Source organism: Paraburkholderia guartelaensis (assembly GCF_004353905.1).
GTDB classification, from domain to species: domain Bacteria; phylum Pseudomonadota; class Gammaproteobacteria; order Burkholderiales; family Burkholderiaceae; genus Paraburkholderia; species Paraburkholderia guartelaensis.
In genome coordinates this window covers 1-13,584 of record NZ_SMOD01000060.1, presented here as the reverse complement: position 1 = coordinate 13,584, position 13,584 = coordinate 1, and the positions used below count along the sequence as shown (strand labels likewise).

Genomic DNA, 13,584 nt, shown 5'->3' with positions numbered 1-13,584 from the left:
CGAACAGGCGCTACGACCGTTATGCCGGCGCTCGCGAAGCACTTCCTGAGCATGCGGGCAAGATTGACCGCGTGCGTGCCCGTCACCATGCATGCGGATATCACGCGCCACGCTGACAAGCTGCCCGACAGCAAGGCCGTAAATGACCAGACGCGGGTCCCGCCCGCACTAACGCTCGAAGCCATTCATTCCGCCTTCTCTCTCTTCCAATGCGTCACGCCGTCCGCGAATGGCAACACTGAATCGACGCCGCACTTACACTTTGGTCGAAGCATGCTGACAACTTCAAGATCCACCTTTATTCTTGCGTTTCATCTTCGCCTATGCTATGAGGGCGACTGAACAATTCCACATGGCGATTCATTACCAAGAACCAGAGCTGTGGAACGAGCGCGAGGATGAACATATGCAGATAGCCGGCTGGGGTCGCTGTGCCGATCAACCTGAGACGCTCGTATGAGCGTGTCTGATCGAGATGGTGATGGGTGTGGAGCCCGTTGTTCACGAAAAGCCGATTCGACAACCAAAAACGCACGTCCCACGCTAGCGCGTCTTCACGATTGCGGGCGGTACCAACCAGACCGTAGTGTTGGATATAGCCGATCGCCTCGACGATGAACACAGAGATAGCGCTCTGCCCGAGATAGAACAGAATGCCGCGGGCACCACCAAGGCACCCAAACACTCCGAGGGTCGCAATGTAAGCTGCAGCCGCCCGTATGAGCCTGCTCTTTCGACCTTTCGCCATTCGGAGCCGATCGTGCGTGAATGCAGCGAGTGACGAAAGACGAAGGGAGTTGCCGACATGTCGCCACAGCGAAAGGCCAAGGCGAGCAGTTGAGCCGTAGCGCGGATCTCCTACGTGCGAGTGATGCAGGTCGTGAACGATCCGGTAGTGTGGATAGCCAGCCAACGCCAGCGCGATATCAGATGCCACTCTGAGCCGTTGATCACCATGATGCAAAATTTCATGGATGTGCGCCATTGCAAACGCACTCAAAACACCACATGCGGCAGTGAACCCCGCGTATTCAGGTACAGCCACCCATCGCAAGCGGATCACCGCCGTGAGAAGCGCGAACAACCAGAGGCAAATAAAGGCGGCGGGAACCGCAGCGCTGATCACTGTGTCACAGTGTTGCTCGCCGTCGGCTTCAACATGTTCGCCGAGGAGCAAGTCACCTAGTAGGATTGTAGCAATCAGGCAGAACAGAAACCGCCACGGACGATCCCAAAGAAACGCCAAAATTGCAGCAGCCGGCATCATCACCGAAAGCCAGTACCATCCTTGATTTTCACGCCAGGAGGCCATGCTCTTCCGCAAATTTCACGGCTCTGGTAATGCGACCAACGCCGAGCTTCTCGTTGATCCTCTGAAACTGGCGATAGACCGTCATCGATGAGACCCGTAGTTCGGTTGCGATTTCGGCCGCCGTGAAGCCCGTCTTTACCAGAGCCAAGAGATGGACCTCGTCTTGCGTAAGACCTGTCGTCTGCAAGGCCTCTTCCCTCAGAGCACTGGAGGACCACTCGAGAAGCTCCAACGCCAAAGCACGAAAGAAGGGGCGGCCCTCGTGGAATTGCGGCTCGGCTTCTTCCGGAGGCCGATCGGACCCGAGATATAGAATTCCGATGCGACCGTTTTCGCTCGTATGAGCTGGAATCAAATAGACGCTCCGGAATCCATACTCCGCGGCCACCTCCAGCATATGTTTCTGTCCCGCAGTGTGGACGGGCAACGCTGAACCTAACACAGGCGCCGTGTTGGAGCGCGCATACTCGAGGCATGGGTCGGTTAGGTACCACCGATTTGCGTTATACAGCTGGCACCACTCCGGACGGCAGCCGATCAAGAACCGGTAGGTCGATCGACTATCTGAATAGTCGGAGGGGTGCAGAGAGGCAAACACAAACCACTCTGCTCCGTGAGCTTGAATCGTGCGATTGACAAGCGAGATCAGTTCCAGCTCATCCGTGGCATTCAACAGATCATCAACACTCAGATCCATGAGTCCGACCTTGCTCAATGTGCCTCATCAACCTGGCGGCCCCACACCAGCCTCCGCACCTCTCCATAAATGGCTCGCATAGTCGAGTAATGCGGATCCGCCAATGCAAAGCCCTCAAAATCGGCACGTACCGACATCGGGAGTACCTGCACCGCGACCGTTTGGTTTCCCTGAACGAGAAACCGCTCCGCAATGAACCCGGTGGCCACCCGGTATAGCCTTACGCCGACCCTCTCGGAGGACGCGCCAACATTGCGCTCAAAGATAAGATTCTTCATAGTCCTCACCAATATCGTGCGGGTGATGACCACACTTTCTACACGTGTGATCGTGACATTCTCGTGCAGACAGAGCGGAAACGACGTTGTCGGCCACGCAAGCTGTGCATTCGAACAGCCTAGTGAAAAAGACTGTTTGACATGTCTGGCACGTCAGTCGATGAACCTCGTTCTCCTGCAAGACCTCCCAGCAATCGTCGCCGAATGACGCTTCACAAGTCGGACACTGGATGTTGACGCATTCGCTCATAGTTCTCAACCCGACAGTATTTGGACATGCAGCAGCAACGCCTAAACGCCCTACTGTTGCGCGATTCCTTTTCAGCACCGGGGCGCTCGGCCAGCCCTTTCACGTACTTTATGAACCTATCGATTTCGACTTCGGTTATTCATAGCCACGCATAACGCACGCATCCAAGCTTGTTGCCTGTCGAATCAAGCCGAGCCCGCTCGTTTAGGAACCAGATGATGCGGTCGTCGATTGTCGCGGACATGCCCCAATATTCCCAATCCGACAGTCGGTCCTGTCCGGATCAAAGGGTTTCGTGTGAAGTTAATGCTCCAACTTCTGGGCATGCCACCGCTGTTACATCCGGAAACACTAATGCGAACCGGCCTGCATATTTCGGTAATTAGCTCTTATTCTGGGTCCTGATCTGCGCGCCGTAGCGGCAAGAAATGCGGGGCGCGGCTAGGCGATTGAGTGACAGTCAATGCCACTTGCATATCAGCCAAAGCGACTGATGAGGTTGCGAGCGATATGGTTGAGGCTAGCAGGCTGCAGATCCACTAACTCTATGGGAGGCGACTCGCCGAGTGGGTGGTAGCCTCGCTTCGTAGAACGCGCATAGCTCGGATCGTAGTGCGAAATCATTAGGCGTTCGAACAATTCAGGAATCCTTCGCGACGCAGCCAGCTCATGCCATAGTTCGAGTTCTTTACCTCCAACGAGACTTCGCAGGTGCGTCAGTCGCTCCACTAGGGAATCTGGATCGCTTTCAAAGTGCGCGTAATCTTCCCGCCAGAGCCGGACTCGCTCGGCCATCGGCGCACTAATCTGCAACAGCGTCCCGGTTGAGTGCATTGTTTCGAGCAGCGCCAGCGGAAGTTGGACATTACCGATCTTTTTACTTTCTGCCTCAATCCACACCGGGCGCGTTGGTGAGAAGGTCGAGAGCTTGTGGAGAAGTAAGCTGTCAAAGTACTTCTGGGTCGGCTGTGGAACCCCCGGGATTGCACCGATGACAGAACCACGATGTGCAGCGATCGCCTCAAGATCGAGCACCTGCGCACCCTCGGCCGCAAGCTGTTCGAGCAAACGCGTTTTGCCGCAGCCGGTCGGACCTGAAAGAACGAGATACGAAAACTCTCGTGGGCGAATTTCCAGTTGCTCGTTGACCCAGCGGCGGTACCCTTTCCATCCACCCGGCAACCGTTCCACTTTGTAGCCGACTGTGTCCAGTGCATCGAACCATAGGCGGCTGCGTTTCCCCCCTCGAAAGCAATACACAAGAATCCTGTCGCGGCGAGGGCGGCTCACGATCACGGTATCCAAGTGACGCGAAATGTTCCTCAGCGAATATGACACACCAATCAGGTACGCGCGCATCTTGTCGGTTCGATGCAAGGTTCCAACTTCTGCGTACTCGTCGTTGTTGACGACCGGCAGGTTGATTGCGCCGGGGATGTGATCCTCCGCAAATTCTCGCTCGCAGCGCGCGTCGATGATCAGGTCGTACTCTTCAAATCGATACATGGACGCCCGCCCTTCCCGCTGAGAATGTGCCGACGTCTCCATTTTGGCAAATTTGTGGATGCCCTGACTCGAATATTGACATATGCGGCAGGCCGATGCCGAGGTGGTCCTCGTATCCGCCACACCAATCGGATGACGTCGACGAAGCGCCACCCTGGCACGACGCCGTCCCCGGCCAGCACGAGTACGCATGGAAAGCGAGATTAATTGCACGCCTTGAAGTTGTCAGTGCGTTTCGGTACCGAGCCGATCGGTTGAGCGGTCGACTGCGATTTGGAACGTGCGGGCGCGGCTGATCTCGCCGGAACATTGGAGGGCATATGAGCGGGCAACGAGCCTAGCGGATTTTTTTGAACATTTTACTTTGGAGTACAAAATAAAATACATAACATTGAAACAGTGAAGAAAGAGCAACACTACCCGGTTGAGCAACTAGATTCCGAATGCAATCAGGAGGTTATGTGCAGGATCCGGTGCTCACACGCGGTCAGTGGGGAAATCAAGTCCCTCAAGAAGAGACACTCGGTTACCGGAGGTGAGCTGTTCGGCGCCACGAAAAAGAAAGCTCGAGTGCCGCGATTGACATGAGGTCGCAAACCTGACTCTGAGACAGGGCACAGTCCCGCCCTATCCGACCGGAATGCAAAAAGAAGTCAGCAGCATTGGTCAAAGCGCCCGAAAGAATCCACCGCGGTTCGTCGTCTCGTCGCGGCTGCACTAGTCGCTGGGCTTTTTGCTTGCGGAAACAGCAAGCGATCAGAGCGTGACGCCAGGATCCTGATAACAAACGCCTGTTGTTGGTTGCGGGTACGTATCGTCGATAGTTTCGAGCGTAGCAATGGCATTAATAGCGACGCGCCAGATACCTACGGGCCGACGAGGCCATCAGACATAACCGTGACTGGTCAACGGTGCTCGCTGCTAATCACGTTGTTGAAATCGTGAATGAAGATCCCACAACAAAGCTCATCCCACAGGGAATCAAACAAGTTTGCCCGGGTACCCGTCAAAGGGCTGTTTAACAAACTCTGCGGCGGTCAGCACTCAGGTTTTGACCAATCCGGAGGGGGGACGGTTCGCGAAACATTGCCGATGGTGAGAACCGTAACGGTTTGCAGGTGACGCGGTAAAGCGTAGTCAACTCACTTGGCTTTCTCACGCGGTCAATCGAGGTTCACGCATGCCAAGGACCTTTCGCAGTCCAGCGATATGGGACCGAACATCCCCGGTGACCGGAAGCTTCCCCGGAAGCGAAGCGGGGACATGAGACGGTGACTGTACAAGGCGGCGAATCCGTCCGGTCGTTAGTGCGCGGGCGAAGTCCCGCTTCCAGTTTACGGCAAGTCGCGGCACCCCGTCCTCGGTGCTGTAGACGGTCAGGTGGTTACCGTCGGTGTCTACGGTGTAGCGGATCGTGCCGTCGATCGATTCGAACGTTTCGCCAGCGTGCGCTTTCGCTAGGAGTTCTGTCTGCTTCGTTTCTTCGATCCGTTTCTCGGCCTCGATTGCGGCTTCGTGTTTCCGGCGAAGCTGATGTCCAAAGTCGACCGGGCTGCGAAGCAAGGAGCCGAGATAGTTGATGGGACGCTTAGCGGCCCTCAGGTGGTTCCACGTGACTTCGACCACGTCGGACAGGCGCTTGCCATTTTCTCGAGCGATCCGCATGAGTTTGAAGATCAGAAATTTAGAAAAGCCCAGTACCTGCAGACGCCGAAGATCCGCGGGCAGCTCTCCTGATTGTCTCTTTTGAGAAGAAGCAGGGTAAAGATCCTTATATATAGGTCCGTCTGCCACGGTGGCAGACGGCAGTTTCGAAGTGTCAGTATCAGGGACGGGCGACGCCGGGAGAGTGATACGGGGGCGCTCTTCGATGAGTCCGAGAAGCTCGGCAGCGAGCTGAGTAAGGTGAAGATAGGCGCGACCGAAGAGGCCAGCTTCTACGTAACGAGCTTGCGCGCGACGATCGATCAGACCAGCTACTTCGAGGTCATCGAGGCTACGGTAAAGCGTCCGCATCGACTGCATGGCGCGGCCTGTGAGAAGCTCTCTGCGGGCGAATATTGCGGCGAACGGGCGCTCGGCGTCGACAGTACGGGCAAGTGCGGAGAGTAGGGCGCGCGCACGTTGCGGGAGGCCTTCAATGTGGGCTGCGCGGAACGCCGCGCGAAAGATCACCCAAGGCAGGTTCGTGGAGTCGCACTTGAAGGCGACGAGAGCAGCGGAATCTGTTTCGTTCCTGTTGCCGATTTGAGGGTGTGCTTCACCCTCGCCAGCAACGAATTGTTGCGCGATAGACATGTCGAGCGTCCAAACCAAAAAATGGTTGGGTTTTGCTTGACTGCCTCTCGCAATCCGCTACACTCGGGGCTTGTGGATGTGCCTTGCCGATTCCAGTCGGTGAGTGTGGCGAGCGAGGTTCCAGCCAAGCCCGTTACGAAAAAGCCCTCGGTTCCAGCCGGGGGCTTTTTGCTATCTAGAGTCCGCTACATCGGTTCTCCTGCGTGACTTAAGTTTCTTAAGTCCATGATTTCAAACGACTTTATTTTTCAAACGCTTCTGTCTCGACGGTTGGGGCCCTGGATTGCTCCTCGAGCATCTGTCGAATCGCTGCGTGAACCCGCTCTGCTTCTGCTTCCGATTTGAACTGGAGGCGCACGACATTTTTCGCGCGGCGCATCTCACAATACGTGGCCTTCCCTTGCTTGATCTTGTCGGAGGCCGCCGCTTCCGGCTTGGTTTTTGCTGGATCCTGCCCCGCTAGCTTAACTGCCTGTCCTTGGTCGATCTCGCCGGCCGCGAGACGCTTGATTGCTTCGACCACGCGGCCGGCCTTCCCTGCTTTGGCTATGCCGGCGAGCGCCGCAACCGCGGTCGATCCAATGATCTCAGGCTTCTCCTCGATCACCGAAAGCGCGTCCAAGGGGAGTTGGTCGAACGAGAAGATGTATGAAATCATCGCCCCCGTTAGGCCGTATTGCTCGGCGAGCGCAGCTTGCGTAAGCCCCGGCGTCCGTTCGATGCTCATCTTGAACCCGAGATATTTCTCGTAGTCCGTCAGCGCCGACTGCATCAGGTTGGCGTTGAATGCGCCATCCGTGGCTTCGTCGTCAGTGCCCTCGATGATCACGCAGCGGATGGTTTCGCGGCCGATATCGCGGTAAGCGTCGACACGGTGATGACCTGAAACGATCTCGTAGCGCCCTTCTTCGATCCGACGAACTACCACGGGATGAATCAGCTTCTTGTGGCGAAGGTTTTCACGCAGTTCGGCGTACTTCTCCGGCGTCATCTTTCGGCGCCGGCCTTCGATCTCCAGCAATTGGTTAAGGGGAAGGTCAGCGCCCGCACTGGCGGCTACCTTGAGCTCGTCACGCAGCTTGGTGATCTGGGCTTCAAGGCCTGCGACCTCCTTTTCCTTCTCTGCCAGCAATGGCATGGCCTCTAGCAGCCTGCCGGGAGCCGTCTTGGATGCGCCGTCACTAGGGCGGCTGGCTGGACGTCCCGAGTCAGCAGCTGCCGCAATCGCTGCATTTTTCGCGGCTAGTTTGTCCCGAAGACTCATGCCGCGGCCTCCATGAGATCACGTGCCTCGGCAACCCAGAGAGCAGTGATCTGCTGATCAATCATTTCAGCAAAGCGGTCATACGCTTCGCGTGCGCGCTGGTACGTCTTATTGCTGCCCTCGTACTTCGAGATGTCGTACACGGTACCGAACTCCATTGACGCTGTGGTCGTGACGGTTGTCGTCGGAATCTCGATGGGGAGAACCAGGCTGTCGTAAGAGCGGGTGATCCACTCGCGCACCTTGTTTGTGGCGATTTGGCTGGCGTCCACCTTCGTCAGCAGGACATGAATGAAGTCAAAGCGCTTCTGGAGGTCCGGTACGACGGACTTCATGCTCTTGGCCAAGTCGGTGAAGAGAGACCAGAACTGAGTCGACGATGCGTAGTCAAGAGCGTTCGGCGGAATGGGTACGATGAGACCGTCCGCGGCCATGAACGCGTTAATTGTCACGTAGGAGAGGGCAGGCGGCGTATCAATGATGACGACGTCGTACTTGTCGAGCAGCGGTTCGAGGCCGGCGTTGAGCACATCCCAGAACCGGAAGCTACTGTCCTTGGACTGTTTAAACGGCAGATAGAATTCAGCAGAGAAGAGGGCAGCGCTGGACGGAATCAGGTCAATGCCATCCCAGTATGTCGACTGAATCGCGTAGGTGAGATCGCTTTGCTCGCCGTAAATCAGCGGCAGAATGGTCTGTTCGTCCGTCACTTCGCTGTCTGCAATCACGCCGTTGAGTGCACTCAGCGAAGCCTGAGGGTCCAGGTCTACGAGTAGCACGCGGCGGCCAAACAACGAGAGGCCTTGCGCAAGCGTCATCGCGCTTGTCGTTTTGGTCACGCCGCCTTTAAAGTTACCGATGGCGATCTTCTTGCCTTTGACGCCAGCCGGCCGGGCAGGGAAGGGGCCCACTTTGGCGACCCACTCGCGGGCCTCGACCAGTGTGAATTGGCGCGTGCGCGGCAGGCTCGTACCTTGGGGCAGGCCGAGTTCTTCGCGTTCCCAGTAGTAGTTCACCTTCTTCCGGTCGATCCGGCAGAGCGATGCAATCTGTGTCGTCGTGAAGACCGGCGCGTGTTTCTTGGGGTGGGGCAGGAGCATCTGCTCTCGCACGGTCAGCAGCGTTTCGTTGGCGTGATCCGAGATGATCTCGATATCATCCAGCGCAATCGAGGTAGGCGTATGGTTGACGATGGCGTCGATCGATACGATGGGCTTAGCATTCGTTCCCACGAGTTCCATCCTTCGAGTTGTTCGTTGATCGAGTCGCCATTCGTCGCAAGATCCATCGTTGAATGGCGGATTGCCGGAAATGTATACGGTTAACTCCGACCCCGCAAGTAAACTTTGCATTGGGTGCCAGACTCAAAACCCATGTCCAATCGAGGACTCCGGGGGAAAGCTCGAAAGAGGATCAAGGAGTTGCCCTGTTTCACTGGCAGGGAAGAGAATCGGGAGAGGCATATCCGATAAGGCTGGCTTTCGCCCGAAAGATGACAATAGAGAAGGGGACGCGGCGCGTATCTTGTGCCCCCAGCGGCCATGCGCTCTCGATCCCGCACGACAACATCGAGACGCTCCTCTCGATCGCATGTCCGGCTCTGGCTTTCGGAAGCGCGACGTTTGCCCATGCGGCATACGCCAACCGAATTAAGGAGTCGGTCGTCTACATGATGAAGTGCGCCCGCTGAAAGAGCAGAGCGGCCGTGCTGGAGCCCGGAGCGCGAGGATTACGAATACGACCTGGAGAAATACAAGCGGCGGAATCCAACCGAAATGGCGGTGGAACTGAGGTGCGACCACACTGCGACGGAGCGTGTGGTCCGAAGGCTCGATGCGAACAAGGCAGGCGGGAACGAGATCGATCAGACAACCGAGTGCAAAGGAAGACCCCTCACTGATCGATGAATTTCGAGTTGCTTTTGTGTCGGGTGAGGCTGACTCTCGGCGCCCTAGAGATCGGTGGTGGCGTGTCTCTGATAGCCTTCCAAGGTGGATAAATTCGAATGCACCACGACAGCTGGGAAAGCAGATCAAAGCCGCCACCTAGTTGCCTCGATGTGACTCGCAAAGCTACTTCGTGAAACATAGCAACTGGCTTTTTGTTCTCGCCGAAACCTTTAGTGATCAAGCACTTAGTTTCAAGGATTTGAAATGTTTCACGCGGCTGATGGGGTAGCATCGGCCGCGCATGCTATCTCTGTGATACTCTTGGCCGCGTGGCGGTAATTCCTGCAGTGGATGTAGTGTTTGCGACGTAATTTGTAGTATTGCTACCGGCATCCATGGTGCAACTAACAGTCTTCGAGCGAAGTACCTCCGAGAGGCGAACAAATGACCCGGTCTCTTAGTTGTTCAGGAAACAGTGGGTAAGACTGTAGACGGATCAGGCTGGATTTTCGCCGGAGACGAGCAGCGGGCGGCTGCAGCTGGGATTCTTGATGTTAAGGCAATTGCGCGAGCGCCCGCGCTGATCGGCCGAGTCCTCTCCCTTCGCCCAATCTCCTCGATGCGATCAATACGACGAATACAGAGGTCTGTGACAGAGGTCTGTGCAGGTCTATATCCCGAGAAAACAAGCAGGTCTTGGCGAGCGAAAACTTTACGTTTAGGTGCGTCGGTTGATCCGCCTTCAGATCAATGATTGCGGTGGTAGTTCGGGAATGTGTCGCGGATTAGGATACGAGCCGAAACGCCACTCGGCTTCTTGTCACCTTGCTCCCATTGACGAGCGGTGGGCCTGACACATTCAGTTCACGTGGTAGGGTTCTTGAGTCCCGCCTTCGGTTTCGAATGCGGCTACCGCCCGGACTATTGCGGCGCGCTGCTAGGACTTCTGGTCAACGCAGGCCGCATCGACTGAGGTCCTCCGTGAATGATGCCCGACGATCAAGTGCAGCTCGCACACTGCATGGGTCGATGGCGCTCACGGCGCCTGAAAATTGGGTCTGCATCAAGGCGCCGCGAACCTCACCGAGGCAAGTCGACTCATTGTCTTGGGCCTGATCCGGTTTCGTACATGCACGACGCGAACCGGACGTAAGTCAAGCGAATAGGCAAGTGTTTATGGGCGAGCGGCAGTAGTCACTGCCGATCGCCGTCAGCAAGCAGCGGGAATGTGTATAATTCATGGCATGTGTACACATTGCGAGGTTGCCATGCGCACCAACATCGAAATTGACGACGAGTTGATGGCGGAAGCGCTTGCCGCGACCGGCATCAAGACCAAGCGCGAAGCTGTCGAACTAGGCTTGAAGACGATCATCCGGCTCAAGCAGCAAGAGCAAATCCGCCAGTTCCGAGGGAAGCTCCACTGGGAGGGTGATCTCGACGCGATGAGAACTGATCGATGACGCTCGTCGATTCGAGCGTCTGGATCGACTATTTCCGGGGCGTGGCCTCGGCGGAAACCGACAAGCTCGACTTCTTGTTGGGGACGGAAGCGCTGATGACCGGCGACCTGATTGTGGCGGAGGTGTTGCAGGGCTTCTCGGCCGAGTCCGATTTCAACGTGGCCAGGCAGTTGATGACGACGCACCTCAGCGTTGTATCGCTCGTCGGTCCCGACAACGCCATCCAGGCTGCAAGAAATTACCGCAACTTGAGAGCGCAGGGCGTGACGATCAGGAAGACCATCGATACGCTTATTGCGACTTACTGCATTGAGAACGCTGTTCCGCTGTTGTTTAGCGACCGGGACTTTAAGCCATTCGTCGATTACCTTGGCCTTCGATCAGCCATATTCGACGGCTGACCAAGACGGTACGCGTGGCGCCTTCCGTGATAACTGTCGCGACCGTTTGGGAACCGCTGATTGAATTCGATGACCGCGGCTCCGTCGTGTTGTCTTGGATCGACAACGAGTCGTTGACAACTCATCTCGATTGGACAACAGGGCGAGTCCGGGTACTGAAGAACTGCAAGCAGAAAGAATCGACAGGCTAGTAGGACTGCGAAATGATAAAGCCCCGCCCGGAAAAGGCGGGACGGCGCGTTCCGTGACCAGTCTTATTTGCCGCGATCACCAACAAACCGTCAGCCGGCATCGTGACATCATCACCCATACCTGTCGGGCACATGTCGGCGCATGACTCACTTCGTTCAATCCACACAGGTCGAGAAGGTTTTGCGGCTCGGAGCCGCGGCACCCAGCGCGCCCACCGAGTGGGACAGTAGGGTCCGGCTTCCCGGACGTTTTCCGTCTTGCTTCGCCCATTTTCCGCGTAGGTCGGTCGCTACCAGCCGAGGGGCCTCCTGGTGTCGCTTGTGCTTCCAGAAACAACCGGTGACAAAGTCAACTGTGTTACCTGACGGCCGCCGCTTGTCTTTCGCATCGATGGAATCTGCGGACAGCAGCGAAGGGCTCCACGATCCGACGGGGGCGTCGTGAAACCTTGGACATCAACGCTAGCATTGCGCCGCAGCCGGTGCCGGGGAACCTGCCGACCAGGATGCGAATGTTTTGCCAGTCCTCGGGCTGCCCGATGAGAAAGAAACTATTCTTCGGGACCGTCGCCGGATTCGGATGCGTAGCTTTGCGAGCTTGCCGCAAGTGTCTTACCGCGCCAGATTCTCCCAAGACCAGCCATGTCGCAGAGAATAGCCCATGCCGGATAGTTGATCGGTGCATCCTCTGAAATCCAGCGGCGGATCTGTCGCCCGCCGTGTTCGCTCAACCCAAGTACGCGAGCGATCGCGCGCCCGGACAAGCCAATACGCCGCACGACCTCCTGCACCTCGGCGCCGCGCGGCCGCTCCCAACCTTCGTCAGCTGGCACCAGACATTCGGGTCGGATCTCTACATGTACGTCAACCGTCATTGTTATCACCTTCTGTTTGTTCAACGCTGCAGACAGCGTCCTCTGTATATTTCAGGGCGACCTCCAGGTTTTCGCGTGCCGAAGCGACTCACGAGCACTTACCAGCGTTTCAGTGGCGATGATGTCGCTGCGGCAACGGGATGCAGCACACCGTAAACCGCGCAGCAAATCGCGCCGGCGCGGTCAGCAGTTTCCCCTCGCCAGACGCTCGCCATCTTCGATGTTCTCCCGTCCTTCGCGCCGTACGGTACTTCGATTCATGTCGACGAATGCTCGCTCGACAGGATGAATGTACAGGCGACGCAACGCATGTGCGCGCAGATTCTGCACGTTATCCAGCCCACGGCTTCGCCGCGGTGGATACACGCGCCCTGCGGGCGCTTGACGACCCCGACTGGGGCGGCGCCTGAGCCAGAGCCGGATCGTCACGCCGCGACCCGCGGCGCGCCGGCGCGCTCCCCACGCATTCTGCGCGCTCCCCACGCATTCTGCGCGGGTCCCCGTGCGCCTCGATCCGGGCGCGCGGCGCGCGCGAAGCACCCCCGATTATCCGACTTCCGGTTTGCAGGAAGGTGGACCGGTCAGCGTGCGGCGCGATTGTCTGCATCTGGAGGTGCCTACGGGGCCTGTGAAGGCCGCCGGACCTCACGGCGGCAGTTCCCGCTGATTTAAAGCCACCCCGATCACGTCCAACAGGTCATCGTCGAGTTTCGACGCTTCGATGGAATTGGCGCGCCTGAAGATCATGAGCCCGTATACGTCAGCCAGAAGGCGGACCTCTGCCCAGAGCGCGCAATCCTCGCCAGCTATCTGCCGGGCGCGCCAGTAGTTGATCGCCTGTTCGATTTCGGCGATGGCGAAAGTGTCAAGCGCAATCTCAAGCTGATACAGCTTCGGACGCAAACGCAATTTAAATTTGATACACCTGCGCATACGGTTATTGGTTGAGTGCTGCCTCCTTCGAATTGCGTTTGCGTTTGACGTCGTCCGCGTCGTTTAGGTGCGGCGGTGGGATGCGGTTGATCATGCCGGCCTGACGTTTTTCCTTCAACCTGTACGAGTCGCCGGAGATCGGCACGACGTGTGCGTGATGAAGCAGCCGGTCGAGGAGCGCGGCCGTGAGCGTTGCATCGTCAGCAAAGGTCTGGTCCCACTGGCCG

12 protein-coding genes are annotated in these 13,584 nt (G+C 57.2%); 2 read left to right on the top strand and 10 right to left on the bottom strand.

The genetic code is table 11. The annotated features are described in order from the left end of the window. Positions 1-298: 298 nt before the first annotated feature. The 7 genes from E1N52_RS39305 to E1N52_RS39275 all read right to left on the bottom strand — a co-directional run bounded on the left by E1N52_RS39305 (position 299) and on the right by E1N52_RS39275 (position 8,846). The gene (locus E1N52_RS39305) at positions 299-1,312 is read right to left on the bottom strand and encodes a fatty acid desaturase (protein ID WP_133190075.1); all 1,014 of its coding nucleotides are present in this window, start codon (positions 1,310-1,312) and stop codon (positions 299-301) included. After that, positions 1,296-2,009 (bottom strand): helix-turn-helix transcriptional regulator, encoded by a 714-nt coding sequence (locus tag E1N52_RS39300; RefSeq protein ID WP_133190073.1) that lies wholly within the window; start codon positions 2,007-2,009, stop codon positions 1,296-1,298. The genes E1N52_RS39305 and E1N52_RS39300 overlap by 17 nt, the downstream gene beginning before the upstream one ends. 14 nt (positions 2,010-2,023) lie before the next feature. Next, positions 2,024-2,287 carry a hypothetical protein gene (locus tag E1N52_RS39295; protein ID WP_133190071.1) on the bottom strand — a complete coding sequence of 88 codons (264 nt, stop codon included), beginning with the start codon at positions 2,285-2,287 and terminating at the stop codon, positions 2,024-2,026. Positions 2,288-3,014: 727 nt separating this feature from the next. Next, a complete protein-coding gene (gene mnmH / locus E1N52_RS39290) occupies positions 3,015-4,043 on the bottom strand; it encodes a tRNA 2-selenouridine(34) synthase MnmH (RefSeq protein ID WP_133190069.1) in 1,029 nt (342 codons plus the stop codon). A 1,155-nt stretch (positions 4,044-5,198) separates the two neighbouring features. Further along, positions 5,199-6,341, bottom strand: a complete 1,143-nt coding sequence (locus tag E1N52_RS39285; RefSeq protein WP_133190067.1) for a Replication protein O — start codon at positions 6,339-6,341, stop codon at positions 5,199-5,201. A gap of 241 nt (positions 6,342-6,582) precedes the next feature. Continuing rightward, positions 6,583-7,605: a ParB/RepB/Spo0J family partition protein gene (locus E1N52_RS39280; protein ID WP_133190065.1), complete on the bottom strand. Its 1,023-nt coding sequence runs from the start codon at positions 7,603-7,605 to the stop codon at positions 6,583-6,585. Further along, entirely contained in the window at positions 7,602-8,846 is a 1,245-nt protein-coding gene (locus E1N52_RS39275; protein ID WP_133190063.1) for a ParA family protein, read from the bottom strand. The genes E1N52_RS39280 and E1N52_RS39275 overlap by 4 nt, the downstream gene beginning before the upstream one ends. 1,916 nt (positions 8,847-10,762) lie before the next feature. On the opposite strand from E1N52_RS39275, the gene E1N52_RS39270 reads away from it, so the two are divergent. Beyond that, a complete protein-coding gene (locus tag E1N52_RS39270; RefSeq protein WP_133190061.1) occupies positions 10,763-10,957 on the top strand; it encodes a type II toxin-antitoxin system VapB family antitoxin in 195 nt (64 codons plus the stop codon). Continuing rightward, on the top strand, positions 10,954-11,358 hold the full coding sequence (gene vapC, locus E1N52_RS39265; RefSeq protein WP_133190059.1) for a type II toxin-antitoxin system VapC family toxin: 405 nt from the start codon (positions 10,954-10,956) through the stop codon (positions 11,356-11,358). The genes E1N52_RS39270 and vapC overlap by 4 nt, the downstream gene beginning before the upstream one ends. Before the next feature lie 742 nt (positions 11,359-12,100). Here vapC and E1N52_RS39260 read toward each other — a convergent pair. The 3 genes from E1N52_RS39260 to E1N52_RS39250 all read right to left on the bottom strand — a co-directional run. Beyond that, positions 12,101-12,424: an XRE family transcriptional regulator gene (locus E1N52_RS39260; protein WP_133190057.1), complete on the bottom strand. Its 324-nt coding sequence runs from the start codon at positions 12,422-12,424 to the stop codon at positions 12,101-12,103. 645 nt (positions 12,425-13,069) lie between these two features. Beyond that, positions 13,070-13,327, bottom strand: a complete 258-nt coding sequence (locus E1N52_RS39255; RefSeq protein ID WP_246089417.1) for a DUF3717 domain-containing protein — start codon at positions 13,325-13,327, stop codon at positions 13,070-13,072. 34 nt (positions 13,328-13,361) lie between these two features. Beyond that, positions 13,362-13,584, bottom strand: a 223-nt coding sequence (locus E1N52_RS39250) for an ATP-binding protein (RefSeq protein WP_165979553.1), incomplete at its 5' end; no start/stop codon positions are given.

Excerpts from the sequence above, each read along its gene's own strand:
- E1N52_RS39305 (WP_133190075.1), bottom strand. The coding sequence starts at position 1,312 with ATGGCCTCCTGGCGTGAAAATCAAGGATGGTACTGGCTTTCGGTGATG.
- mnmH (WP_133190069.1), bottom strand. The coding sequence starts at position 4,043 with ATGTATCGATTTGAAGAGTACGACCTGATCATCGACGCGCGCTGCGAG.
- E1N52_RS39270 (WP_133190061.1), top strand. The coding sequence starts at position 10,763 with ATGCGCACCAACATCGAAATTGACGACGAGTTGATGGCGGAAGCGCTT.
- E1N52_RS39275 (WP_133190063.1), bottom strand. The coding sequence starts at position 8,846 with ATGGAACTCGTGGGAACGAATGCTAAGCCCATCGTATCGATCGACGCC.
- E1N52_RS39280 (WP_133190065.1), bottom strand. The coding sequence starts at position 7,605 with ATGAGTCTTCGGGACAAACTAGCCGCGAAAAATGCAGCGATTGCGGCA.
- E1N52_RS39300 (WP_133190073.1), bottom strand. The coding sequence starts at position 2,009 with ATGGATCTGAGTGTTGATGATCTGTTGAATGCCACGGATGAGCTGGAA.
- E1N52_RS39285 (WP_133190067.1), bottom strand. The coding sequence starts at position 6,341 with ATGTCTATCGCGCAACAATTCGTTGCTGGCGAGGGTGAAGCACACCCT.
- vapC (WP_133190059.1), top strand. The coding sequence starts at position 10,954 with ATGACGCTCGTCGATTCGAGCGTCTGGATCGACTATTTCCGGGGCGTG.
- E1N52_RS39260 (WP_133190057.1), bottom strand. The coding sequence starts at position 12,424 with ATGACGGTTGACGTACATGTAGAGATCCGACCCGAATGTCTGGTGCCA.
- E1N52_RS39295 (WP_133190071.1), bottom strand. The coding sequence starts at position 2,287 with ATGAAGAATCTTATCTTTGAGCGCAATGTTGGCGCGTCCTCCGAGAGG.